Genomic DNA, 22,823 nt, shown 5'->3' with positions numbered 1-22,823 from the left:
TTACACGTCTTCTCAGTCCCGTTCGAGTGCCCCCGGGCATTGGAGCCCGGCACCGGAATTGTCCGCAGGAGCACGCGAAGGGCGAGGCGGACAAGACGCGTCTCCAGTGAACACGCGTCCCGCCGAGCGGGTTCGCCAAGGAAGGCGAACCCCGGCCTTCGCCGCGATGCAGGACGGCATCGCCAAGAAGCGTGCGGCGACCGAGGCATAGGGACGTGCCTTCGGTCGCCCCCGGTGCCGGGCGAAACGCGCAGGACTGGGGCACTCGCCGGGTGGCCTTTTCTTTGGTTCCTTTCTTTTGGCCACACAAAAGAAAGGAACCCGCGTGCGGGGCGGCTCCCCACTCTAAAACAATCGCCGCGATTAGCGGCACGTTGGTAGAGTTTTCGGACATTTAACTCACTGTACGGAAAGGAAAATGCTCTAATCGGTTGCCGCAAGAAGTTCTTGACGGTGGCGCTCGAAGAACTTGAGCCCCCCGGCGATACCCTTGACCACCGCCCGCGGCGTGATGGTGGCACCGGCGAATTGGTCGAACTCGCCGCCGTCTTTTTTGACCCGCCAACCTTGCGGGGACGTATTGCTCAAGGAGCGGCCGGTGAACTTCAGGATCCAGTCGGACTTGGAGGTTTCGACTTTGTCTCCCAAACCCGGCGTTTCGGTATGCGCGATTACCCGGACGCCGAGAATTTTGCCGTCCCGGTCCAAGCCCAGGATGAGGGAAAGGGGGCCAGAGTAGCCGCCCAGGGCCAGCATTTTGAAGGCGACGGCGGTGACTTCGCCGTTCTTTCTGGCGACATAAACCTCGGTTCGCTCGAAACCGGTCTCCTCCCCCCCAGAAGGAACCAGCCTGGGGTTTGCCAGGACGTCGTTATCGTAAAGCCCTTCCGGCAGCACTTGCCCCAGGGTCGCCTGTAGGTCTTCGGCCTGGCGCCGCTCGATGGCGCCCTTGGTGATCAGATCGCCGATCCCTAACAGCAGGCTGGCGGCCAAGGCGCACGCGGCCAGCAAATACGTTTGATAATCCAGGCGCTTTCGAAGCGCATCCAGATCGTCGAACTGCCGACGCAGTTTTTTCCATTGGCCATCGGCAAATTCCAGCAGTGTTTCACGGTTCAGGGTGATCATTGTTTACCGTCCGGCAATTTCAGAGGTCTGCCTTTGTAATCGCGCCCATAGATGCGGGGCCGGACGTAATAATCGATCACCGGGGTCAGGGCGTTCATCAGCAGCACGGCGAAACCCACGCCCTCGGGAAAACCGCCCCAGGTGCGGATGGCGAAGATGATGAGCCCGCATCCGGCGCCGAAGATGAGTTGTCCCTGAGTGCTGCTGGGCGAGGTGACGTAATCGGTCGCGATGAAAAAGGCGGCCAGCATCACGCCTCCGGAAGCCAGGTGCCACAGCGGGCTGAGATAGTGCTCGCTGTCGAAAAGGTGGAAGACGGTGGCCAGAAAAGCGACGGTGCCCAGCAGGGAAACCGGAATGTGCCAAGTGATCACCCGTTGCCGGATCAGCCATATTCCTCCGCCCGCCACGAGCAAGGCCGAGGTCTCGCCGAGGCTGCCGGACGTCCAGCCGAGCCAGGCGCTTAAGGAGCCGAACTGGCCGGAGACCAAGGCTTCGCCGAGGGTTTTGCCTTGGGACAATTCGGTCTTGGCAAATCCAATGAGGGTCGCGCTGGCCACGCCATCAATGGCGCCGGCCCCAACGAAGGTAATTCCGAATGCTTCGAGCAAACCGGGGGCGTGTTCGGAGAACATCGGTGTCGGTTTGACCCAGGTGGTCATCTCCAGGGGAAACGAAACCAGCAGGGCGACCCGAGCGACCATCGCCGGATTGAAGAGGTTCTGGCCAATCCCGCCATAAACCTGTTTGCCGACGATGATGGCGAGTGCCGCCCCGGAGACGCCGATCCACCACGGGGCCCACGGTGGCAAACTCAGCGCCAGCAGCCAACCGGTCAATAGTGCCGAGCCATCCCACAAAAAAAGCGAAGCCGATTTGCCTGCCAATTTCAGGCAAACGGCTTCGAACAGCACGGCTGACAAGACGGTGGTTGAAAACAGATAGAGCGCCGGCCAGCCGAACAGAAACAATCCGAAGCAGGTGGCCGGCACCAGGGCCATCATGACCCGGGCCATGATGGCCTGCACCGGGCTGTTGGCGCGGGTGAGGAGCGAGCGGGCTAGACGAACTGCGCTCATGGGGTGGTGCCTTGGGCGGAGGACTGGGCTTGCGCTCTGCGCTGGGCGGCTTCCTGCTTGACTCGTTCCAGCCGCCGCTGCTTCTCCTCGGCCAGGCGATTGGTCTGTTCGGTTTTCTGTTGAGCCTCCCGGCGCGCCGCCAGTTCACCGCTGGCATACTTGAAGTATTGCACTAAGGGAATCCGGGAGGGACAGACGTAGGAACAGGAACTGCAGTTAATGCAGTCCCTGAGACCGAAACCCACGGCGGCGTCGAACTGACCGGCGCGGATACGGGTCATCATCTCAAGCGGCAACAGCCCGACCGGGCAGGCCGAGACGCAGCGCCCGCAGCGGATGCAGGGACGGGTATCCGCGGCGTGGAGTTCTTCCGGCGTCAGCGCCAGGATGCCGCTGGTCCGCTTGACCACGGGAACAAGGACATGCGGCAGTTGGTCGCCCATCATGGGGCCGCCCATCACGTACCGGGCGGTCCGTTCGGACCGGTGCCCGCAAAAGGCCAGAAGCTCGGACAGCAGAGTACCGAGCGGGGCTTCGACATTGCGTGGGCGTTCCACCGCTTCGCCGCTTACCGTGACCACGCGGCTGATCAAGGGCCGTCCATAACGGATAGCCTGCTGCACGGCATAGGCGGTCGCCACGTTGTGCAACAGCACCCCCACATCGGTAGGGCGGCCGCCGGCGGGTATCTCCCGGCCGGTCAGATGGGTGACAAGGTTTTTTTCCCACCCCATGGGATACAGGGAGGGGACCAGCACCACCTCGATGCGGCCGTGCTTTCTCGCCGCCTCGGCCATGGCCGCATAGGCCTCCGGCTTGTTGTCTTCGATGGCGATCAGGGCGGTGGGGCATTGCAGCCCGTGCAGCATGATCCGGACGCCTTCGATGATCTCCAAGGCGCGCTCCCGCATCAGCCGGTCATCGCAGGTCAGATAAGGTTCGCATTCGCCGCCGTTGATGATGAGCATCCGAATGCGGGTCTTCCAGCCCAGGTTCAGTTTCATCGCCGACGGGAAAGCGGCTCCGCCCATGCCGACGATGCCCGCCTTATCGACCCGCGCGCAGATGTCCTCGGGAGTCAAACTGAACGGATCGTCGATGCCGGCGGACTCCATCCAGCGATCCTCCCCATCCGGCTCGAGCACGAGGGTCGGGGTGGGCAACCCGGAAGGATGCGGCGCCGGGTATTCGGTGATTTCCGCAATCGTGCCGGAAGTCGAGGCATGCACCGGCGCCGAGATCGGACCCTGGCTCGCCGCCAGCAACTGTCCCTTCAGCACCTTGTCGCCGACCCGGACCACGGGCTCCGCCGGTTGTCCCAAGTGTTGCTGCAGCGGCAGGTAGAGCCGATTCGGCAGTGGAAAAGCGGTGACGATGGGTTGGTCGGCGGTCGCTTCCTTATGGGATTCCGGATGGACGCCACCCCGAATTTTGCCCCGTCCGCGCCACAGCGAATGGATGTCCAGCGGCAACACGGCTAGGCTCCCACCGCCACCGGCTCGGGTTTAGCCCAACGCCAATTGCGCAAGGTGGTTTTGACGGGGTGCATCCCCAGGCATTCCGTCGGGCAGACGTCCACGCATTTTCCGCAGGCAATGCAGGCCTCGGACACCACGGCGTGGATTTGCTTGGGTGCGCCGACGATGGCGTCCGTGGGACAGACCTTGAAGCAGCGGGCACAGCCGATGCACGTTGCCTCACTGACTTTCGCCACCATGGGAACCTGGTCCTTCAGGCCGGCCAGATCGATCTCCAGGGCGAGCTTGTTCGCCAACTGTTCGGCCAGGGCCTTGCCGCCGGGCGGGCACAGCGTGGCCGAGGCGTTGCCCGCGACCAAAGCTTCCGCCGCCGGCCGGCAGCCGGGATAGCCGCATTGGCCGCATTGCGAGCCGGGCATCATCCGTTCGATCTCGTCGACCAGAGGATTGTCCTCGACCTTGAAGTAACGCGCGGCGGCTCCGAGCATGAAGCCCAGGGCGAGTCCTAAAGCGGTAAGGCTGATGACGGCAAACAGGATGTACATGGTCGACCCCTAATGTGCGTTGAGTCCGGCGAATCCCATGAAGGCCAGGGACAGAATCCCGGCGGTGACAAAGGCGATCGGCGTTCCGGCGAAAGCTTCCGGAACATTCATGAGGGTCAGGCGCTCCCGGATACCGGCGAAAATCACCATGACCAGGGTGAACCCCAGGGCGGACCCGAATCCGAACAGGGCGCTGTGCAGAAAATCGTAGTCCTGCTGGATATTCAGGAGCGCCACCCCCAGCACGGCGCAGTTGGTGGTGATGAGCGGCAGGAAAATGCCGAGCACCTGGTAGAGCAGCGGGCTGGTCTTGCGCACCACCATCTCGGTGAACTGGACCACGGCGGCGATGACCAGAATGAACGCAAGAATCCTGAGGAACCCGATGTCGAGCGGGTCCAGCAGGTAACGCTCGATGCCCCAGCTGGCCACGGCGGTCAGCGTCAGCACGAAGGTTGTGGCCAAACCCATGCCGAGCGCCGAATCCAGCTTCTTCGACACCCCCATGAAGGGACACAGCCCCAAAAACTTGACCAGCACCACGTTGTTGACCAAAGCGGTACCCAGCAAAAGCATCAGGTATTCGCGCATCATCGCCTAACCTCGTTTTCCGGGTCTGTTAAAGCTTGTAAAAAACCGTCGCGAGCGACCCGAGTCCGTTTCGAGAAGCGCAGGCGTACAAGGGAGTACGTTGAGCATCGCAGGAACGGACTCGGGTCGCGCAGTAGATTTTTCACAGGCTTTCAATCGGTGTTCGCCAGCCGCTCCGGAGTACTCGCGGCACTCTTGCTGCCTGCGTGACCGGAGACAACCGCTTCCTGTTGTCCGATCGCGCCGCAGGCATAACACTTGAATGCAACGCTGAATCCCTGTTTGGTGCAGGCATGATCCTTGGCTTGCCGGCAGCCCACGGCGCCGCAGCCCGTGCAGCGGTACAACTGTCCTCGACAGGCATTGGCATACCCGCCGACTCGCGCACCATCGCAGATCGACATATCGTTTTTTAATTTTTCATAACTCGCCATAACAGTTCTCCCAAGACGAATAAAAAGACCAAAAACTCGCGCGGCCGCTCTCCGCTTCAGGTCGGGGAGCCGGAAGACAAAAATCCCGAGAGATCCACCTGGACCATCCCGTCTTCGATCCGCAGCGGATACTCTTCCAGCGCACAGCCCGGTGGGCTCAAGCCTTGGCCGGTACGTGCATCGAACACCCAGTTGTGAAGGACGCAAGTGAGAATCCGGCCGTTGAACCCGCCATATTTCAAATGGCCGTTCTGATGCGGGCAGGCGCCTTGAAAAGCCTTGAGTTCCCCGCCATCCGCCCAGACCAGCAATATCTCGTGGCCCTCCACGGTAAAAGGCACCATTTCGCCTTCCCCGAGGTTTTTGTATTTGCATACGGAGGTGTAATTCATCACCGCTACCTACCAGGGTACCGAGGCATCCACCAGATTGGCCTTGATCCCGGCCGCTTCGATGTCCGCCAGGGTTTTGTAATAAGTCCCCTCATGGATGAGCGCGCCCTGTTTGGAAAGCACCGCCACGTAGCGGGCCACGGTGTCGACCTCGCAGCGGTAGCCGCCGCCCGGCTCCTCGGTCCGGCGGGCATTGCCGGCCCAATCCACAAAAAAACCCGTCGCAACCGTCATGCTCTTGTTCTCCCAGAGTTAAATTGCCAAAGCCGCCCGCAACACCCGCGCGAAGTGCGCGCTTTCGCGCTGCGCGCCGTCGCGGATCTGATGGCGGCAACTGGTCCCATTGGCGATCAGCAGTGTTTCCGGATCGGCCTCCCGCACCTTCGGCAACAGCGCGAGCTCGGCCATTCGCATGGATATGTCGTAGTGCTCGGCCTCCAGACCGAAGGCGCCGGCCATGCCGCAGCAGCTCGATTCGATGAACTCGACCCGGAGTTCCGGCACCAGGCCCAGCACCTTCCGCATCGCTTTCAAGGCGCCGAAGGCTTTTTGGTGGCAATGCCCATGCACCATCGCCTGGGCGCCGGGCATGGATTTAAAAGCGAGGTCCAGGCGCTCGGCGTCATGCTCGCGGGCCAGAAACTCTTCCAGCAGGACCGCCGCCTTGGCGATCTTATCGACTTTCTCGCCCAGCCCGAGGGCGTAATACTCGTCGCGCAGCATGAGGAGACACGAGGGTTCCAGCCCCACCACGGGCACACCGCGTTCCACGTAGGGCCACAGCGTATCGACCATGCGCCGACCTTCGGCCCGCGCCTCCGGAATCAATCCGTGGGAAAGGAAAGTCCGCCCGCAGCACAACGGACGTTCACCCGCCGCGGGGCGGGCGATGTGTATCCGGTAGCCTCCCGCCAGCAGTATTTCCAGCGCTGCCTCTGCGGTTTCCGTATCGAAATGGTTGGAGAAGGTATCCACCAGCAGGACGATCTCGCGTCCCTCCGCAGCGCCGACGACTTCCCCCGGCGCGGAAGAAAGAAAACTGCGGGTGGCGCTCCGCGGCAACGAGCGCTTGGCCGAAATGCCCAGCCAACGCTCGGTCAGCCGGGCCAAAAGCGGCACGCGTTCCCGGAGACGCAACACCCCGTTCAGGCCCGCGAGCCGGTGCGCGAAGCGTGGCAGATGGGCCAAGAGACGCTCACGCAAGGGCGCTCCGCCCAGCGCGGCCCAGCGTTGAGCGAGCGCTTCGATGCGCAGGAGCGCCATGTCCACGCCGTTGGGGCATTCGCGCTTACAGCCCTTGCAGCCCACGCACAAATCCATCGCCGCTTCCAGTTCGGGGCCGACAAAGGGTTTTGAACCAAAATCGCCGTTAAGGGCGGCCTTGAGAGTGGCGGCGCGGTGTTGCGTCGAGTGGGCTACGTCCTCTGTGGCGCGAAAGCTCGGGCACATCACGCCCTTGTCGGTGCGTTGGCACTGACGGTTGCCGATGCAAACCGCCGCTGCCTTGCCGTAGGCGCCGCCCGTGGCGGGCACAGCCGCGTAGGCGTCGCCGGCACCGTAGCTGTCATAGACCGACCAGTCGAGTTGAGTATCCATATACGCTGAATTAGCATCGATACGCTTTGCCAAGCAATAACGATGCCCATCCTTGATGGTAACGCATCAGCTTGTTTTACAAAGACAAACTGGATGTCGTTAACGGCTGGCTGGGTATTTCGCTATGTCAGGTTTGCGACAAAAGCTACGTGGAGTCGGAGCATGGCGAGTTGAAGCCGATGAATTGTGTCGGGTAGGTACGTGCCGATCGGCGAGGACGATGTCTGGAGCCGTGCCACACGGATTGAGTGGCGATTCGCTGAATCCAAAGCCAGGGTTTCGGACCGAGTCGATCAGGCGGACGAGGCACCCCGACGAGAGAGCCCGCCATGACCGTTCAGTGGACAGGGATCTGTCCGACAAATTTCGGGAGCGCGCTATTGCTCCGGTGAACTTTGAGAACGGATAGGAGAGGTTTAAAGCTTTTTGATCTCGATATTGTATTTCTGAAGGGCATAGTGCATCTGCCGCGTCGTCATCCCGAGTAGCCGCGCTGCCTTGGCTTGTACCCAACCGCACTCCTCCATGGCCGAAATCAGCCGTTCACGCGTGGATTTCAATTCCGGCGCCCCGCCTCCAGCTTGCGAACCGTGACCGAAGTCGACTTCGGCGGAAGGTATCGGTGGCGCGACCGTTACGGGAACCGGACTCGAAATCTGAGAAACCGGTTTCAGGGCCAGCGAAAAACACATGTTTTTCTGGCAGGGCAGATTGATGTCCCGAATCGTCTTGCCGCGGGACATGGCCGCGGTCCGCTCCACGCAGTTTTCCAGCTCCCGGACGTTGCCGGGCCAATAGCACTCCGCGAGGATATGCATCGCCTCCGGCGACAGCGTGAGTTGGCGTTGATTGGTGCGATTGAACCGTTCCAGAAAATGATTGGCCAAGGGAAAGATGTCGTCGCGCCGTTCGCGAAGCGGCGGCAGAAGGATGGATATCACATTGATCCGAAAATAGAGATCGGCCCGGTATTCGCCCTTAAGCACCGCGTCTTCGAGATTGCGGTTGGTCGCCACGATCAAGCGTACATCGACCTGTATCGGCTTATTGCCGCCCACCCGCTCGAATTCCCGTTCCTGCAGCACGCGCAGCAGTTTGACCTGGAAAGCCGGGGAAACATCGCCGATTTCATCGAGAAACAGCGTCCCGCCGTGCGCCAGCTCGAAACGACCCTTACGTTCCTGGGTCGCGCCGGTGAAGGAGCCCTTCTCATGGCCGAACAGTTCGGATTCGAGCAGCGTTTCGGACAAAGCGGCGCAATTGACCCGCACAAAAGGGCCCTCGCTGCGTGAACTCAGGTGGTGAATCGCGTGCGCGATCATTTCCTTGCCCGTCCCGGTTTCGCCGCGCAGCAGCACCGTGGAATGGACCGAGGCCGCTCGCTCCACTTCGGCGAACACCTCTTGCATACGCTGGCTTTGGCCGATGACGTTGACCAGTCCTTGACTGGGCTTCGCCACCTTTTGCAAGCGATGCTGCTCGATCATCCGCTGTTCGCGCTCCGCGGCAACGATCTGATGAAGCCTTACCGTCTGGCCGACCAGATTGGCCACCATTTTGAGCAGGCGGACATCGTATTCCAGATAACCATGATAGGTGGTCATGTCGCGATCGGCGCTGAGTACTCCGATAGTCTCACCCATAGCCTTGATCGGAATGCCCAGGAACGCGATCGTTTGCCCGCTCGAAAGATCGCGCGAACCCGTCCTGTTCAGGAATTGTGACTCTTCGGCGATATTCTGGACGACGATGGGAACCCCTGTTTTTATGACTTTTCCGATGATTCCTTCACCCTTTCGGAAATGTCCTCGCGAGATTTCATCCCGAGACAAGCCGCTTGCCCCAATGACATGCACGTCGGTATTGTCCTGCACCAAACTGATCATGCAGCGACGCATATGCATGTGGGATGAAAGGACGTTGAGTGCCTCCCGAAGGGTTTTATGAAGATCCAGGGATGAGCTTAGAATCTTGCTGATCTCGTAAATCGTGATCAGCTCCAAATTCCTTTGTTTTTCCAAAGGTTGAGTTAGCTTTCTTGCTGACATAGCTGGCCTCATATGGTGGGAGCCATTGCTAGCGTTTCCCTGACAGGCTTGGATACAGCTCTGATGAGCCTCCACTGGCAAATAACTAAGAAGTTGATCAAAGGTCCATTGCAAGATGTATGCCCGATTTCGGCTTTGGGAAGAAGAACCAAGCCCTCGCGTCCGACCTGTAACTGTTGACGAGGACCAGAGCGTTTTTCATCACGATTTAACGGCGTGGATCGGGACGCGTCTCGCACACCCAAAATGTAGTTTTCGTCCATCGAGCGCCGGGAACGGCTAACGCCTTATCCCGGCCTACCATCCATTCCCGTCGATGACCGGATCGGTCGTGGCCCGGAAACTTGCAAAAAAGCTTCTTCGATCAAGCTATGGGGAAAAAATGCATTCCGTATATCGGCGAAGGTGTCACCGTATCCGGATCTAGGGATATGGCCGAAAACAACGTTCCGATTCATGTTTCTGGTGTAGGGTGGGTTAGGCGCGCATCGCACCGAATCTAAAAAGTTCCTGTGGTGTTTCCGCGCGCCGTAACCCACCAGGCAAGACCGCGGAACCGGTGGGTTACGGCGCGCGGAGAGTCCTGCGGCCACGGCATGGTTCGTGGCAGTGCGCGCCTAACCCACCATCGATGGGTTTCGCTTCGCTCTACCCATCCTACAATCGTTTTCGAGTAGAACGGGATGTATTGGCGGCCAAATCCTAGGCATTGTCTCGACCTCATCCCCCTCTCTTCGTGACGTCAGTCGAGTCGGCGCTAAAACGGTCGGCCTTAACTATTTCCAATGCTTCGTAATGCGTACATAGAACGGTTATTTTCAGGGGGTGTCGTTGCGGCAACAAGATTTTCGAGAGTCTCGATGCGAGCCATCATGTCGGCCATAGTCTGATTTACGACATCCGGGATATGGTTATGGTCGAGATCGATTCCGTGCGGATTCATAGTCACGCCTTCCTTGGGCTGTATGACCCTGCCGGGAATGCCGACGACGGTCCGGTTTGGGGGCACATTTTTGACTACGACCGAATTGGCGCCTACGCGCACGTTGTCGCCGAGCGCAATGGGGCCGAGAATCTTGGCGCCGGCACCGACCAGAACACCATCGCCCAAGGTGGGGTGGCGTTTGCCCTTATTCCAGCTCGTACCTCCCAGCGTGACCCCATGGTAAAGCGTGACATCGTTGCCGATTTCCGCCGTCTCGCCGATGACCACCCCCGCTCCGTGATCGATGAAGAAGCGGCGGCCGATGGTTGCCCCGGGATGAATGTCGATATTGCTCCAAAGCCGTGTCAAAAAAGCCAGCAAGCGTGCCGCGTAATAAAACCCACGGAGCCACAAGCGGTGGTTCAGTCGGTGCATGAGAACGGCATGCAATCCGGGGTAAGTGGTCAATACTTCGAAGCGAGTGCGGGCAGCCGGATCGCGACCAAAAACGCAAGCCACATCCTCCCGCCATTCCGCGAATAGATTCTGCGCTGGAGGATGGGCGGCTGGTTGCGGCGACGGGGCCGATGCGGACTGAGTATCGGAATTTGAGGGATACTCGACTTTGCGGTCCAGGATGTTATGGCTAGCCCGATTAATCATTGTCCCGCTCCCTCTCTCGCTCGTGTGTCTTTAACGGCTTGGAAAAACACTGGCATGTTGCTCTTGGCCTTCACCACATTGATTATTCCGCATTCGAGTACAGTTATTTTGCGATCACTTCTATTGCTTATTGAGAAGCACGCGTCGTGCCATAGCCAAACTCGATAACACTTCTTTTTTATCAACGAGTTATGTGGCTATGCCAACCATGATTATTGGTGGCAAACACGACAAGTCCGTACTTTTTTGTGAGACTCCTTACAATCTCGACTGATGAATCCATTAGGGTGGCTAGCCGTTTTCATCACGATTTAGCGGCGTGGATTGGGACACCCCTCGTACACCCAAAATATAGGAATGTAGGCCGGAATAAGCCCTTCGACTGGGCTCAGGACAGGCTTCGCGTTTACGCCATTCCTGCTGTTCGCCGGGAACGGCTAGCGCCCCTTCGGCGGGGGCTCAGGACAGGCTCATCCCGGCCTACCCTCCGTGATCGAATGCGCCGTGCTCCAGGTAGCTGACCTAGGCGAGCCCTGAGAGGAGGGACCGAGGAATTGAAGCGGCGGGCGATCGAGATGTATGCCCGCGAGCTGTCGGTACGGGATATCGAAGACCGGTTTAATTCTGATTCTTGTCCTGCCAGCGTTGAACCTGAATCTTCCAATTACCGTCCGACTGTCGCTTGAAGACATTGTACAACAGCCCGTTGTAGTGAAATCTCATCGACTGGTTCAACTCGCCCAGCCTCTTCGTGTCCGTCAAAACAGTACTGGCGAGAACGGTATCGTCCTTCTCGAAATGGACTCCAACGATTCGGAGGCTGTAATTCCCTGTCTGGCTTTTAACGAGGGGTTGCCAAAAGTTACGAATATCCTCGCTGCTGCTGGAGAAAGCTCCATTCGGCTGGATCAGTATTGCGTTCTTGGCATATAGAGAAAGAATTTCCTCTACAGAGCCTCTCGCGATGGCGGCATTCCATTTTGCTATCTCTGTCTCGGCGATTTGCTGGACAGACCCCGAATCTCCGATTACTAAACCAGGAATGGTCAGCGAAGCCACCAACACGAGGATGGTTATCCTGAGTCTCATGGAAACACTCTTGTTTGATAAGGCTAAAAACCGTATGGAAGTATCCGGGGTGTTAGGTCAAGATCCCTCTTCCATAAGAATCCCTAGCATCTAGGCAAGCTTCGGACCACACCCCATCTGCATGAAAAGCAAGAGATTTTACGAAACCAAGAATGTCCGAACCGTAACAAATTGTCGGTTGTTTGTAAGACTTGCAACAATGCTGCCTCGCCTGGGGCATCCCTATTCCCCTGAATCAACACCCGATCCATGGCATCCACTTTTTCGAGCCTACCTCAGTTCACTACGGCGCGATGCTCCAAGAGGTTTTCCCCGGAATCGGCGGTTCGGGAACGATATAGAAAGGCAGTTCGTTGGAATTCGTCGTCTCCTCGACACGCGCTGCCGGAGGCTGGGGGATTTCCGATGAATCGGACTCTGGTTTGGCAATCGATTCGCTGTTCATAATGCTTGGCCTTTCTGCTAAGGGTTTTGATGCAACTGGCCAACGCGCCGGATCGGAAACGCCGGTAAATCGGTTTACCGTCTTGATGGCGCTATCGGTCAGGGTAACGGTGAAATACCTCCTGAGGCTGAGTGGTATGGTCTTTGTAATGACTCTTCGCAACCCTTGTGCCATCTTGATTAACGATTGCATGCCATTGACAACTAAAGAAAGTTTCATAGCAGCGTCAGTTCCGGCCAGGGCGGAATACTAACAACGCCGATGCGTTTTGTAGGCTTTGCGACAAATCTAAAGTGGGGTCATGCCGATCGTTGACGTTGAAATCCCGGAAGTCGGTTACCCCCTTTATTTTGGAAGCCAAAGCTGCTCGACGAACGATCGCAGTCTCTGCCGCCATATGCCCACCGGAAACGCTGAACACAAAATGTCGAACAAGCCCTCATGCCATATCCGTATCGCCACGGAATCGGACATCCCCGATCTGGTCGCATTGCTGCAGGATTTGTTCGCGATCGAAGCCGACTTCAATGGCGACCCGGTCAAACAGGAACGTGGTCTGCGCCTTTTGCTGGAAAGTCCCGGCGGCAAGATCTGGGTTGCGGAGGAGCGGGGACACATCGTCGGCTTGTGTACCCTGCAAATATTGATTTCTACCGCGGAAGGCGGTCCGGTCGGCTTAGTCGAAGACGTCGTGGTGGTATCCGACCGGCGCGGCTTCGGCATCGGTCGGCAACTGCTGGCGGCGCTGGAAATCTGGGCCGTACAGCATGGGTTGAGCCGACTGCAACTGTTGGCCGACCGCGAAAACCGCTCGGCGCTGGATTTTTACCAGCGGCTAGATTGGAGGGAGACGAAGTTGATCGCCTTGCGCAAAACCCGCCTAACCGATTCACCATAACGGCCATATGGGACACCCCGGCCGTTTGTCGCATTTGTGACATTCGCACGCACACTTGCAGCCATTGGCACATCGGCCGTCCTTCGGTACCGCTTAAATAGAACACGGCATTGCCATCCGATTTCCTTGATTACAAGGACATAGCAAAGGCAAAGCCAAATCCCACAACATTGGCCCGGTTTTTGGTTGTCTCAAGATAAATACGACAACTCCGCTTCATCAGAAAGGCGGATTCAGGATTTCTTCCACTTTAATCGAGGTTAAAACCATGGGGAAAATAGGCATCTTTTTCGGCAGCGACACCGGCAATACCCGTCGCGTCGCGAAATCCATTGCCAAGAAACTTGGGAACGACGCGGCCGATCCCGTCAACGTCAACAAGGCCAGCATCGACGATTTGCTGGGGTACAGCGCACTGATACTCGGAACGCCCACTCTCGGCGAGGGCGAGCTGCCCGGGCTTTCGTCCGGCGCAGAGGCGGAAAGCTGGGAGGAATTTCTCCCGCAACTGAAAGGCAAGGACCTGTCGGGAAAAGTCGTCGCGATATTCGGGCTCGGCGACCAGGAAGCGTACGGCCATGAATTCGTCGACGCGATGATCGAGATTTACACGGTAGTGACTGACGGAGGTGCGAAGGTCGTCGGGTTCTGGCCGACCGATAGTTACACTTTTGAAACTTCCAAGTCCATCGTTGATGGGGAATTCGTCGGCTTGGTCGTCGATCACGACAATCAAAGCGACTTGACCGACGAAAGGCTGGATACCTGGCTGAACATTGTCAAACCCGCATTGCTGGCGGCTTGAGACCATCGTCCTCTGTATCAACGGGTTAACCATGGCCATTCAAACCATCAAGGCATTTTCCGAACACGCGAATCCGACCGAGATCTCAAAGCCAAACTGCAGGTATGCGTGAAAGTCGGGGAACCTATAGGAATTCGGCTTCGAGATCGACGACGCGGAGCACTATCCACCGAACGAAACTCAGTTTGCCGCCGAACAATTTTTCGAGAAACCCGGAAAGGCGTTGTTGTGCGCCTGATGTTCTCTGCCAACCGGCCCCGAGCGATCGCGGGGCCGCTGGCTATAGCGTTTTTCAGTTTTGATGTACGGTCTGAGCAGCGTGAGGCGTTGTATAGAAAAGGAAGCCGCCATTGGCGGCGACTTAGTTTGGAGCGGGTCTCGCCCCGCAGGCGAGTTTCTTTCTTTTGCTTGCCCAAAAGAAAGAAACCAAAGAAAAGGGCACCCGGATGGCGCGCCCGAGCATCGCCGCCTGGAGCCGGGGGCGACAAAAGGCACCCTCCCTGTGCCTTTGTCGCCGCGCGCGATCCTTCGCGCGCCCCTCTGGGCTGATCCGGCTCCAGGCGGCGATGCTCGGGCGCGCCATACGGGGTAAGAGAAAACCCATACATCGGATTCGAAAATGGTCTAGTGGTATGTAGTCGCTCATCTCGGATTCATCAAGCCGCTTGACCGGACGTTTGCCACACCCCGTGCCAGTACCACCCTACTCCGTCATCCGTCTATTCGGCGCGGCTTTCTCCGGAAGACCAGGTGCTGGAGACGTGTCGCGGTGGCACATCCGCCCTACCCGTCTCCGTCTTTGTCGGTCTTGCCATAAAGCCGTACCGAAAACCCGGAGATATCGGTTCGGCCGAATGCCGGCGGATAGGATGCCAAGGCTCATAGAAGCTGTATTCAAACGTCACGAGCGACGTCGGGACAAGGCGCGAAAGGGCGAAAAACCGGAGTGTACAGAGGCGTACATGAGGATTTTGAGCCCTTGAGCAACGCCGGCATGGCGGCGCGCAGTAGTTTGAAAACAGCTTCTCAGGGCAATACACGGATGCGGCATATGTCTTGCTATGCCAATGAAAATTGCACCGAAGAGACGCACATGTCCAAACATCCTCCCAGCCACCCGTCATCCGAGCCATCCGCCGAACCCGCACCCACCGAGGATCGGATGCTCGCCCTATTCGCGGAAACCGTCGAACAGGCACCGGTGGCCATCTCCATCACGGACGACAGAGCCAATATTCTGTATGTGAACCAGGCATTCTCCCGTATCACCGGCTATGCACCGGAAGAGAGCATCGGACACAACGAATCCATGTTGTCCGACAAGAAAACGCCGAAAGCGGTGTATGAGGAGCTTTGGAGCCGTTTAAAAGCACAACAGACCTGGCAGGGCTATCTGCTCAACCGCCACAAGGACGGCCGCCGCTACTTGGCGGATCTGACCATCGCCCCCATTCTGAACGCCCGGCACGTGACCACCCATTACATCGGGATGCACCGCGATATCACCGACACGTACCGGCTGGAGCAACGGGTCAACCAACAAAAGGTGCTCATCGAAACCGTGGTCGATTCGATTCCCGTAGCGACCGTGCTCCTGGATGAGACCGACCGCGTGGTACTCGACAATCAGATGTACAAGACCTTGTCCAGCGATTTGGGCCTCAACGATCCGGCCCGGACATTCATCGACATCCTGCGGGAAGACATGGCGGAAGACTGGGAGCGGATGAAACAGAAACAATCCGGCTTCCATAACCGTGAAGTCCGATTCGATCGGGGCGGCCATCACGCGCCCCGTTGGTACGCCTGCGCCGGCACCTGGTTCAGCCAGGAAGACGATCGTATCGAAGCGTTCTTTCACGAAAACCGCCATACCTATCTGCTGCTGACCCTGACGGACATCACCCAGCAGAAGAAGCATGGCGAGGAAATCCGCGTCAACGCCCTTAAAGCGCTGATGGCGGAGGAGGAGAAAATTCAGCGCATTCGCGAAACCCTCTCGGGCGCCATTCATCACATCCAAGGCCCCATCAATTTGCTCAACGCGGCCACGACCATGTTGACGCGGCGGGGACCGGATCCGCGAAACAGCGCTCTCGCCGACATCCTGGACCAGATTCGACGGGCCGGCGAACAGTCCATCGCCCTCATGAAAAAATGCATCCCGGAAAACAACACATCGGCCATGACGCCGGTCAACCTGAACCAGCTTCTGCACGAAACCATCGTGCTGCTAACCGAACGCCTCCTGGCCAGCGGCATCGTCGTCGACTGGAAACCGACCCCGGTTCTGCCCGCTTTGATGGGACAGGAGTGCCATCTGCGCACTATGTTCAAGCAAATCATTGAAAATGCCATCGAGGCGATGAACCAAAGCGGCATCGTCACGCGTGAACTGCGCATTTCCACCTGGTCCGACGATCATTTGCTGCATGTCTCTATCGAGGATACCGGTCCCGGCATTCCCGACGAGCTGCGCATCAAGGTCTTCGAGCCGTTTTTCTCGACCAAGAACGATGGCCACGCGGGGCATTCCGGCACAGGCTTGACCATGGCCCAGGAAGTCATCAATCACCACCTCGGTCTTATCCGGATCGACCCGAGCTATCGTGACGGCTGCCGAGTGCGTATCCAGTTCAACATCCACAACACGCCGTTCGCACCGATGAGGCCGTCCGACCATGGATGAACGTACCCAACTGATCGAACGCGAGCTGGACGCCCTCTACCAGGTCAGCCAGGTCCTCAACCGCCCCTCGGGGCTGAAGGCTAAACTGGAAGGCATTCTGGAGATATTGCAGGAGCGCGCCGACATGCGCTCCGGAATGCTGGCTTTGCGGGAACAGGAGAGTGACGCGCTGGAGGTCTGCTGCGTGCTGCGCAGCGACGGCGTCGAAACCCGGAAACCGGTTCGCTACGAGCCGGGGGAAGGACTCATGGGCACCATTCTGGACGCGGGTTGCACTATTGTGGTGGAACGCATTGCCGACGAGCCCCGTTTCCTGGGCAGGCTGGGCCTGTACGATCCGGCACTGCCGTTTATCGGATCGCCCATCCGGGTCGGTGAAGACGAATTGGTCGGCGTATTAGCGGCGCAGCCCGTGGATTCGAAATTGCTCGGCACGCGCGCCCGCTTTCTGGAAATGGTCGCCAACCTGATCGCCCAAAGCGTGGGTCTTCTGCGCAGCATGGAGCAAAAGCAGCTTGATCTGGCCGCGGAGCGCGACCAATTGAAACAAAGCCTCCGCCGGAATTACGGCTTCGACAACATCGTCGGCCGCACTCCCGCCATGCTGCGGGTTTTCGAACTGGTCCGGCAGGTCGCGAAATGGAACACCACCGTGCTGATACGCGGCGAGTCCGGCACCGGCAAGGAGGCGATCGCCAACGCCATCCATTACAACTCGGCCTGCGCCGGCGGTCCCTTCGTCAAGCTCAATTGCGCCGCGCTCCCGGACAATCTGCTGGAATCGGAGCTGTTCGGCCATGAAAAAGGCGCATTTTCCGGCGCCATCAGCCAGCGCAAGGGGCGCTTCGAACTGGCCAACCAAGGCACGATCTTCCTGGACGAAATCGGCGAAACGTCCCCCACGTTCCAGGCCAAACTGCTGCGCATCATCCAGGAAGGAGAATTCGACCGGGTGGGGGGCTCCCAGACGCTCAAGGTGCAGGTCCGCGTCATCGCCGCCACCAATCGCAATCTGGAGGAAGAAGTCGAAGCCGGCCGTTTCCGGGAAGATCTCTACTATCGCCTCAACGTGATGCCGATCTTCATGCCGGCGCTGCGGGAGCGGCTCGAAGACATTCCCGAACTCGCGCAGTTCCTGCTCACGCGCATCTCCCAACAGCAGGGCGGCCGGCCGCTGGAAATAAAGGAAAGCGGCATCCGGCTACTGATGCGTCATGATTGGCCGGGCAATGTCCGGGAACTGGAAAACACCCTGGAGCGTGCGGCCATCATGAGTCCCGACGGGGTCATCGACCGCGAGATCATCGCCATGACCGGATTGGAAGACGAAATTTCGGTTGCCGGACCGTCCGGACAAAAGCCGGAATTCAATCTCGACGGGATGGACGAAAGAGAGCAGGTCATCGCCGCCCTGGAACAAACCGGCTGGGTGCAAGCCAAGGCCGCCCGGTTGTTGAACATGACGCCACGCCAAATCGCCTACCGCGTACGAATCCTCAATATCAAGATGAAGCGGATTTAACGGCGTACCATCAAGCCGTACCGCATCCCTTTTGCAAGCCCCGGACTCGGGGCTTTTTTATATCGGTCAGTCCAAGTTCTTTCCAATCCTGAAACGAGCCGAAAGGATGAGGACGAGCAGAGCCTCATCAAGACGCAGGAAACCGCACGGTCGGTTAGAGTATTTTCCGGTTCGGAGTAGCGCCCCCGCGCAGCTTGTAGGCCGGGATAAGGCGCCAGCCGTTCCCGGCGAACCGCGGGAATGCCGGAAACGCTGACGCTTATTCCAGCCTACAACTCCTATGTGAACTTGTCTCGTAAACTGGGATAAGACGGTAGCGTCGTAGGGCGGGTTAGCGTACTCGCGTAACCCGCCTTTTCGCGGTGTGCGGCGGGTTACGGCGGAGTACCGCCTAACCCGCCCTACCGTGCTCTCCGCGCCGGAATAGTCGATGCCGATGTAGCGGGCGAAGGCCGGGACCACGCTACCATTCAAGCCGCTTCCTCCGTGGCTAAGGTCAACGTCGGGGCCAGCTCCTCATGCAGCACGGCTTCGAGCAGGCGGCTGCGGGTGGGGGACATAAGAATCAGGTTGCCGGATATAGGGACAAGAAATCTTCCGGCGTAATGGCCGGAACAGGCGAGCCCGCAAAATCGCGGCCATTGCGGGTAATGATATAAGCCGCACCGCACGCCAGCGCTGCGGAGGCTTGCAGGGCGTCTTCAAAATCGGACATGGGCCACTCCAGGGCACGCAATGCATCATCGTGGCTAGTGGTTGCAACCCGCGCCCAACTCAGCAAATCCGCGATGAACGCGCGGGCTTGGTCTGCCGATTGCTGACGCTCGATCAAATAAGCCAAGGTCGCCGCCGAATGCCAAGCCAACCACGCCTCGTTGGTCTTGCCGCAACTGGCGATCAAGGCCGACGAAGCCGGTTCGCCGGGGCGCTGGCACGCCACGTCGAGAAAAATGTTGATGTCGAGCAGCAGGCGCATGACGGTCTCAGCGCAAGTGCTTTTTCAACAGGTGAGCCAAGCGCGCTTCGTCGTCGGCTTCCGGCATATCCCGCAAGCTTCCGCGCCAGCGCGACAACCATTGACTGGCGGCGGCAGGTTGCTCTGCTTCCGAAGCCAGAGCCTTTTCCAATACCTCCCGCACCAAGGTCGATGGATGCACGCGTCGCCTCGCGCTCGCCGCGCGCAAAGCGGCATCCAGTTCCTCGGGAATTTCCAGCGTCAGCGTGCTCATGGCGTGATCCTGTCGATACGAAGATTAGATTGGATCATACCGCTAAACACCGGTTCCGCTCTACGCCAGTGCCCCATGCAGCACGGCTTCGAGCAGGCGGCGGCTGTCGGCTTCGGTGGCGGTGAGTTGGGCTTCCAGTTGGTCGCACAGGGCCATCAGTTCATCGACCTTGGCGACGATGCGGTGTTGTTCGGGAAGCGGAGGAATGGGGATGGGCAATGAGAAAAGGTCCTCAGTCAGTAACTTACAGGTGCCATGCGTCGATCGCAGGACAAGCCGGAGGATCTCCGGTTTAAGCCCTTTGGTAAGCAACATGAGCATTCGGATTAGCTCGGGCCGGAACGGTACGATAGCTTTCATGTCCTGGTTGATGGTTACCGGAACAGCGGTTATTGCCGTCGGAAATGAATGGGCCAGAATCATTCCGCGCACCACCATCAAGAGAGAACCGGTCGGAATAAGTCGGGTGGCAGAATTCTCAACCGCCGTTTCCGAAATATGGTCCTGAGTATCCTCAATTACATCGACTTTCATATCTTTGGGACTAACCCAAGGAATCGACCCATTCCAAAACTCGGGGTCCGCTTTGCTCGGAGTTCCGCCTCCTAGCACTTCACCGATCAAGCCAAATGAAGACCAAGCCCAACCGGATGGTAATGCCCACGGCTCAATATCCGGACAGAATTGGCGATCGCCCAGTAGTTCCCCCGCCCATTCGTCATTTGGGTTTTGTGGGACGACGCGCCCGCAGACAGCAAGGTTGAGTATGGTCTGGCGAAGCTGTTTGATGTGCTCGGGGCGGGTGGTGAGGCACGGGAGGTTTTGCAGAAAAACCGACTCACGCCAAGGCGCCAAGGCGCCAAGGTTTTCCTGATCCGCTTCTTTATCTTTCTTGGCGTCTTGGTGCCTTGGCGTGAGACCTTCCGGGTCTTGCAACTGGTGCAGGCTGGCAACCACCAGCCGGTCGCGCCGCGCTTCGCGCTCGTTCCGCGCCGCTTCCAACTGGTCGCACAGCGCCATCAGTTCATCGACCTTGGCGACGATGCGGTGTTGTTCCGCGAGGGGTGGGAGGGGGAATGGCGATCTGGAGAAATACTCGGCTGGTACTCGCTTCTGCCCGGCGGTACCAGTCATTTTTGGAATGCCAGAATCGATGAAGTGGGGGCATTTCAAGAAAAGTAGCAAGTAGTCGGCATTTACGAGAACGGGCCGGACAATATGCAACTCCGTGGTTCCAGCCCCTATGCCGCCGGTCAGGTGACGAAATACTGTGGACTTGCCGTTCTCGAAGCACGGCGTGATCTTAGCCAGACCAACATCACCCTCAGCGAAATGGGTGTAACCGCTCTTGATTTCGCCCCAAGGTCTTACTTCGTGCTGGTTAGGAACACCATATTCAGCGGAGATCATCGGCATCGGAACGAATGATGCGAGCAGATCATCGGCAGCCGTGTTACGGGGGTTAATGAAACCTATTTCGGCTAATTGGCTCCACCGCCAATTACCTGGAACCACAAAAGGCATATCACGCCCAGTTGTAAAGTCGTCACGAAATTCCGAATTACCTTTTTCTCCTTTCTTGGCGTCTTGGCGCCTTGGCGTGAGACCCAACCGCACCTTCTCAGCCTGAATCCGCTTCAACAACTCCTCCGCCGGCTCGTCATTCAGATCTTGCTCCACCAGCTTCCCCCGCACCGCCAGATCGAGAATGAAGCGGCGCAGACGGGGAATGGCATCCGGCGCTTCGCTGATGCGGTCGAAATGCCGCAAAAGAATTTCAGCATTCATCGCAGCAGCGCCTCGGCCAGGATGTTCTTCAACTGGTCGCGCAGGGCGGCGGTTTGTGCCTCGGCGGCTTCCAGTCGGGCCAGCAGTTCCTGCGGGTCGCCGTGGTCGTCGGCGACGGTGTGCGGGTTCTTGAAGTCGAGGTTGTAATTGCGCGCCTTGATCTCGACTATGCCGACCTTCCATGCCTGCTCGGTGGCCTGCCGGTCCTGGCGCCCTGCCCCGCCCCACCAGTCGATGCAGCCCTTCAGGTGCTCGAACCTGATCGGCCTGGTCATGGAATAAGCTTTCTGGCCTTCGGGCACGCGGTGCTCGTAAAACCAGACTTCCCGCGTCGGCTCGCCCTTCTCGAAGAACAGCAGGTTGGTGCCGATGGAGGCATAGGGTTTGAAGACGCTGTTCGGCAGGCGCACGATGGTGTGCAGGTTGCACTCTTGCAGTAGTTGTTCCTTGAGCCGGGTTTTCACGCCTTCGCCGAACAGTGAACCGTCTGGCAAGACGATAGCGGCGCGGCCACCGGGCTTCAGCAGGCGGATGAACAGCGCCAGGAACAGGTCGGCGGTTTCCTTGGTGCGGAAGTGGGCGGGAAAGTTGGACTCGATGCCGTCTTCCTCGCGCCCGCCGAAAGGCGGATTGGTGAGGATGATGTCCACCCGGTCGGATTGCGCGTAGCTGACGTAGGATCGCGCCAGGGTATTGTCGTGGCGCACGAAGCTGGGGTCTTCGATGCCGTGCAGCAGCATGTTGGTGACGCAGAGCATGTGCGGCAAGGGCTTCTTCTCGACGGCCTGCAAGGCTCCTTGCAAGGCTTGCTCGTCCTCGATCTTTTTCACGTAGCGGTCGCGCATGTGGCGGATGGCGCAGGTGAGAAATCCGCCTGTGCCGCAGGAGGGGTCGAACAGGGTTTCGCCGGGCTTGGGGTCGATGCGGTCGACCATGAAGGCGGTCACGGCGCGCGGGGTGTAATACTCGCCCGCGTTGCCGGCGCTTTGCAGGTCGTTGAGCAGTTGCTCGTAAATGTCGCCGAAGTGCTTGCGCTCGGCCAGGTTGTTGAAGTCGACCATGTTGATCTTGTTGACGACCTGCCGCATGAGCTGGCCGGACTTCATGTAGTTGTAGGCGTCCTCGAACACGCCGCGCACCACGCGGGCACGGTTGGCCGAGCGCCCGATGGCCGGCAGCTCCTTGAGCGACGGGAACAGATCGCCGTTGATGAACTCGATCAGCGGATTGCCGGTGATGCCTTCCGGATTAGCCGCCCAGGTGCGCCATTGCAGGCGCTCCGGGATGGGCGAGCGGTAGTTGTCCTGCATGACTTCCAGTTGCTGATCCTGGTCGTCGATGATCTTGAGGAAAAACATCCAGCAAAGCTGGGAAAGGCGCTGAGCGTCGCCATCGACGCCGACATCCTGGCGCATGATGTCTTGAATGGATTTGACGGTGTTTCTTGCGGACATGGAGAAGAGTTACTCACGCCAAGGC

Annotated in this window: 21 protein-coding genes; 4 read left to right on the top strand and 17 right to left on the bottom strand. The window is 58.7% G+C overall.

Annotated elements, in window-relative coordinates:
- Positions 1 to 423 precede the first annotated feature (423 nt).
- From rsxG to VEB01_RS19255, 13 genes are all read right to left on the bottom strand, one after another.
- On the bottom strand, positions 424 to 1,128 hold the full coding sequence (gene rsxG / locus VEB01_RS19315; RefSeq protein ID WP_324878318.1) for an electron transport complex subunit RsxG: 705 nt from the start codon (positions 1,126 to 1,128) through the stop codon (positions 424 to 426).
- Entirely contained in the window at positions 1,125 to 2,207 is a 1,083-nt protein-coding gene (locus VEB01_RS19310) for an RnfABCDGE type electron transport complex subunit D (RefSeq protein ID WP_324878316.1), read from the bottom strand. Before VEB01_RS19310 ends, rsxG begins: the two co-directional genes overlap by 4 nt.
- Positions 2,204 to 3,682, bottom strand: a complete 1,479-nt coding sequence (gene rsxC / locus VEB01_RS19305; RefSeq protein WP_324878314.1) for an electron transport complex subunit RsxC — start codon at positions 3,680 to 3,682, stop codon at positions 2,204 to 2,206. Before rsxC ends, VEB01_RS19310 begins: the two co-directional genes overlap by 4 nt.
- A 2-nt stretch (positions 3,683 to 3,684) precedes the next feature.
- Positions 3,685 to 4,230 carry an RnfABCDGE type electron transport complex subunit B gene (locus VEB01_RS19300; protein ID WP_324878312.1) on the bottom strand — a complete coding sequence of 182 codons (546 nt, stop codon included), beginning with the start codon at positions 4,228 to 4,230 and terminating at the stop codon, positions 3,685 to 3,687.
- Between the two features lie 9 nt (positions 4,231 to 4,239).
- On the bottom strand, positions 4,240 to 4,821 hold the full coding sequence (gene rsxA, locus VEB01_RS19295) for an electron transport complex subunit RsxA (RefSeq protein WP_324878357.1): 582 nt from the start codon (positions 4,819 to 4,821) through the stop codon (positions 4,240 to 4,242).
- Positions 4,822 to 4,973: 152 nt separating this feature from the next.
- Positions 4,974 to 5,255: a hypothetical protein gene (locus VEB01_RS19290; RefSeq protein ID WP_324878310.1), complete on the bottom strand. Its 282-nt coding sequence runs from the start codon at positions 5,253 to 5,255 to the stop codon at positions 4,974 to 4,976.
- A gap of 56 nt (positions 5,256 to 5,311) precedes the next feature.
- Positions 5,312 to 5,647 carry a Rieske 2Fe-2S domain-containing protein gene (locus VEB01_RS19285; protein ID WP_324878308.1) on the bottom strand — a complete coding sequence of 112 codons (336 nt, stop codon included), beginning with the start codon at positions 5,645 to 5,647 and terminating at the stop codon, positions 5,312 to 5,314.
- 9 nt (positions 5,648 to 5,656) lie between these two features.
- The gene (locus tag VEB01_RS19280; protein ID WP_324878306.1) at positions 5,657 to 5,881 is read right to left on the bottom strand and encodes a hypothetical protein; all 225 of its coding nucleotides are present in this window, start codon (positions 5,879 to 5,881) and stop codon (positions 5,657 to 5,659) included.
- A gap of 18 nt (positions 5,882 to 5,899) precedes the next feature.
- Positions 5,900 to 7,243: a (Fe-S)-binding protein gene (locus VEB01_RS19275; RefSeq protein WP_324878304.1), complete on the bottom strand. Its 1,344-nt coding sequence runs from the start codon at positions 7,241 to 7,243 to the stop codon at positions 5,900 to 5,902.
- Between the two features lie 416 nt (positions 7,244 to 7,659).
- Entirely contained in the window at positions 7,660 to 9,291 is a 1,632-nt protein-coding gene (nifA, locus tag VEB01_RS19270) for a nif-specific transcriptional activator NifA (protein ID WP_324878302.1), read from the bottom strand.
- A 772-nt stretch (positions 9,292 to 10,063) separates the two neighbouring features.
- Positions 10,064 to 10,879, bottom strand: coding sequence for a serine O-acetyltransferase (gene cysE / locus VEB01_RS19265; protein WP_324878299.1), 816 nt, complete (start codon positions 10,877 to 10,879; stop codon positions 10,064 to 10,066).
- A gap of 618 nt (positions 10,880 to 11,497) precedes the next feature.
- Positions 11,498 to 11,968, bottom strand: a complete 471-nt coding sequence (locus VEB01_RS19260) for a YybH family protein (protein ID WP_324878297.1) — start codon at positions 11,966 to 11,968, stop codon at positions 11,498 to 11,500.
- A gap of 283 nt (positions 11,969 to 12,251) precedes the next feature.
- A complete protein-coding gene (locus VEB01_RS19255) occupies positions 12,252 to 12,632 on the bottom strand; it encodes a hypothetical protein (protein ID WP_324878296.1) in 381 nt (126 codons plus the stop codon).
- A 205-nt stretch (positions 12,633 to 12,837) separates the two neighbouring features.
- On the opposite strand from VEB01_RS19255, the gene VEB01_RS19250 reads away from it, so the two are divergent.
- From VEB01_RS19250 to nifA (VEB01_RS19235), 4 genes are all read left to right on the top strand, one after another.
- A complete protein-coding gene (locus tag VEB01_RS19250) occupies positions 12,838 to 13,311 on the top strand; it encodes a GNAT family N-acetyltransferase (RefSeq protein WP_324878294.1) in 474 nt (157 codons plus the stop codon).
- A 268-nt stretch (positions 13,312 to 13,579) separates the two neighbouring features.
- On the top strand, positions 13,580 to 14,116 hold the full coding sequence (locus VEB01_RS19245; protein ID WP_324878293.1) for a flavodoxin: 537 nt from the start codon (positions 13,580 to 13,582) through the stop codon (positions 14,114 to 14,116).
- Between the two features lie 1,093 nt (positions 14,117 to 15,209).
- Positions 15,210 to 16,805 carry a nitrogen fixation negative regulator NifL gene (nifL, locus tag VEB01_RS19240; RefSeq protein WP_324878292.1) on the top strand — a complete coding sequence of 532 codons (1,596 nt, stop codon included), beginning with the start codon at positions 15,210 to 15,212 and terminating at the stop codon, positions 16,803 to 16,805.
- Entirely contained in the window at positions 16,798 to 18,327 is a 1,530-nt protein-coding gene (nifA, locus tag VEB01_RS19235) for a nif-specific transcriptional activator NifA (protein ID WP_324878290.1), read from the top strand. The genes nifL and nifA (VEB01_RS19235) overlap by 8 nt, the downstream gene beginning before the upstream one ends.
- Before the next feature lie 565 nt (positions 18,328 to 18,892).
- Here the strand turns inward: nifA (VEB01_RS19235) and VEB01_RS19230 are convergent.
- The 4 genes from VEB01_RS19230 to VEB01_RS19215 are packed head-to-tail and all read right to left on the bottom strand — an operon-like array spanning position 18,893 to position 22,798.
- Positions 18,893 to 19,303 carry a PIN domain-containing protein gene (locus VEB01_RS19230; RefSeq protein ID WP_324878289.1) on the bottom strand — a complete coding sequence of 137 codons (411 nt, stop codon included), beginning with the start codon at positions 19,301 to 19,303 and terminating at the stop codon, positions 18,893 to 18,895.
- 7 nt (positions 19,304 to 19,310) lie between these two features.
- Entirely contained in the window at positions 19,311 to 19,556 is a 246-nt protein-coding gene (locus tag VEB01_RS19225) for a hypothetical protein (protein WP_324878287.1), read from the bottom strand.
- Positions 19,557 to 19,616: 60 nt separating this feature from the next.
- Positions 19,617 to 21,344 carry a restriction endonuclease subunit S gene (locus VEB01_RS19220; protein ID WP_324878285.1) on the bottom strand — a complete coding sequence of 576 codons (1,728 nt, stop codon included), beginning with the start codon at positions 21,342 to 21,344 and terminating at the stop codon, positions 19,617 to 19,619.
- The gene (locus tag VEB01_RS19215; RefSeq protein ID WP_324878283.1) at positions 21,341 to 22,798 is read right to left on the bottom strand and encodes a class I SAM-dependent DNA methyltransferase; all 1,458 of its coding nucleotides are present in this window, start codon (positions 22,796 to 22,798) and stop codon (positions 21,341 to 21,343) included. Before VEB01_RS19215 ends, VEB01_RS19220 begins: the two co-directional genes overlap by 4 nt.
- Between the last annotated feature and the right edge of the window lie 25 nt (positions 22,799 to 22,823).

Source organism: Methylocaldum sp. (assembly GCF_035627495.1).
Classification (GTDB): Bacteria; Pseudomonadota; Gammaproteobacteria; order Methylococcales; family Methylococcaceae; genus Methylocaldum.
This window is presented reverse-complemented; position numbering and strand designations above follow the sequence as displayed.

Coding starts and splice junctions, on each gene's coding strand:
- rsxG (WP_324878318.1), bottom strand. CDS start 1,128: ATGATCACCCTGAACCGTGAAACACTGCTGGAATTTGCCGATGGCCAA.
- VEB01_RS19310 (WP_324878316.1), bottom strand. CDS start 2,207: ATGAGCGCAGTTCGTCTAGCCCGCTCGCTCCTCACCCGCGCCAACAGC.
- VEB01_RS19300 (WP_324878312.1), bottom strand. CDS start 4,230: ATGTACATCCTGTTTGCCGTCATCAGCCTTACCGCTTTAGGACTCGCC.
- rsxA (WP_324878357.1), bottom strand. CDS start 4,821: ATGCGCGAATACCTGATGCTTTTGCTGGGTACCGCTTTGGTCAACAAC.
- VEB01_RS19290 (WP_324878310.1), bottom strand. CDS start 5,255: ATGGCGAGTTATGAAAAATTAAAAAACGATATGTCGATCTGCGATGGT.
- VEB01_RS19285 (WP_324878308.1), bottom strand. CDS start 5,647: ATGAATTACACCTCCGTATGCAAATACAAAAACCTCGGGGAAGGCGAA.
- VEB01_RS19280 (WP_324878306.1), bottom strand. CDS start 5,881: ATGACGGTTGCGACGGGTTTTTTTGTGGATTGGGCCGGCAATGCCCGC.
- VEB01_RS19275 (WP_324878304.1), bottom strand. CDS start 7,243: ATGGATACTCAACTCGACTGGTCGGTCTATGACAGCTACGGTGCCGGC.
- nifA (WP_324878302.1), bottom strand. CDS start 9,291: ATGTCAGCAAGAAAGCTAACTCAACCTTTGGAAAAACAAAGGAATTTG.
- cysE (WP_324878299.1), bottom strand. CDS start 10,879: ATGATTAATCGGGCTAGCCATAACATCCTGGACCGCAAAGTCGAGTAT.
- VEB01_RS19260 (WP_324878297.1), bottom strand. CDS start 11,968: ATGAGACTCAGGATAACCATCCTCGTGTTGGTGGCTTCGCTGACCATT.
- VEB01_RS19255 (WP_324878296.1), bottom strand. CDS start 12,632: ATGAAACTTTCTTTAGTTGTCAATGGCATGCAATCGTTAATCAAGATG.
- VEB01_RS19250 (WP_324878294.1), top strand. CDS start 12,838: ATGTCGAACAAGCCCTCATGCCATATCCGTATCGCCACGGAATCGGAC.
- VEB01_RS19245 (WP_324878293.1), top strand. CDS start 13,580: ATGGGGAAAATAGGCATCTTTTTCGGCAGCGACACCGGCAATACCCGT.
- nifL (WP_324878292.1), top strand. CDS start 15,210: ATGTCCAAACATCCTCCCAGCCACCCGTCATCCGAGCCATCCGCCGAA.
- nifA (WP_324878290.1), top strand. CDS start 16,798: ATGGATGAACGTACCCAACTGATCGAACGCGAGCTGGACGCCCTCTAC.
- VEB01_RS19230 (WP_324878289.1), bottom strand. CDS start 19,303: ATGCGCCTGCTGCTCGACATCAACATTTTTCTCGACGTGGCGTGCCAG.
- VEB01_RS19225 (WP_324878287.1), bottom strand. CDS start 19,556: ATGAGCACGCTGACGCTGGAAATTCCCGAGGAACTGGATGCCGCTTTG.
- VEB01_RS19220 (WP_324878285.1), bottom strand. CDS start 21,344: ATGAATGCTGAAATTCTTTTGCGGCATTTCGACCGCATCAGCGAAGCG.
- VEB01_RS19215 (WP_324878283.1), bottom strand. CDS start 22,798: ATGTCCGCAAGAAACACCGTCAAATCCATTCAAGACATCATGCGCCAG.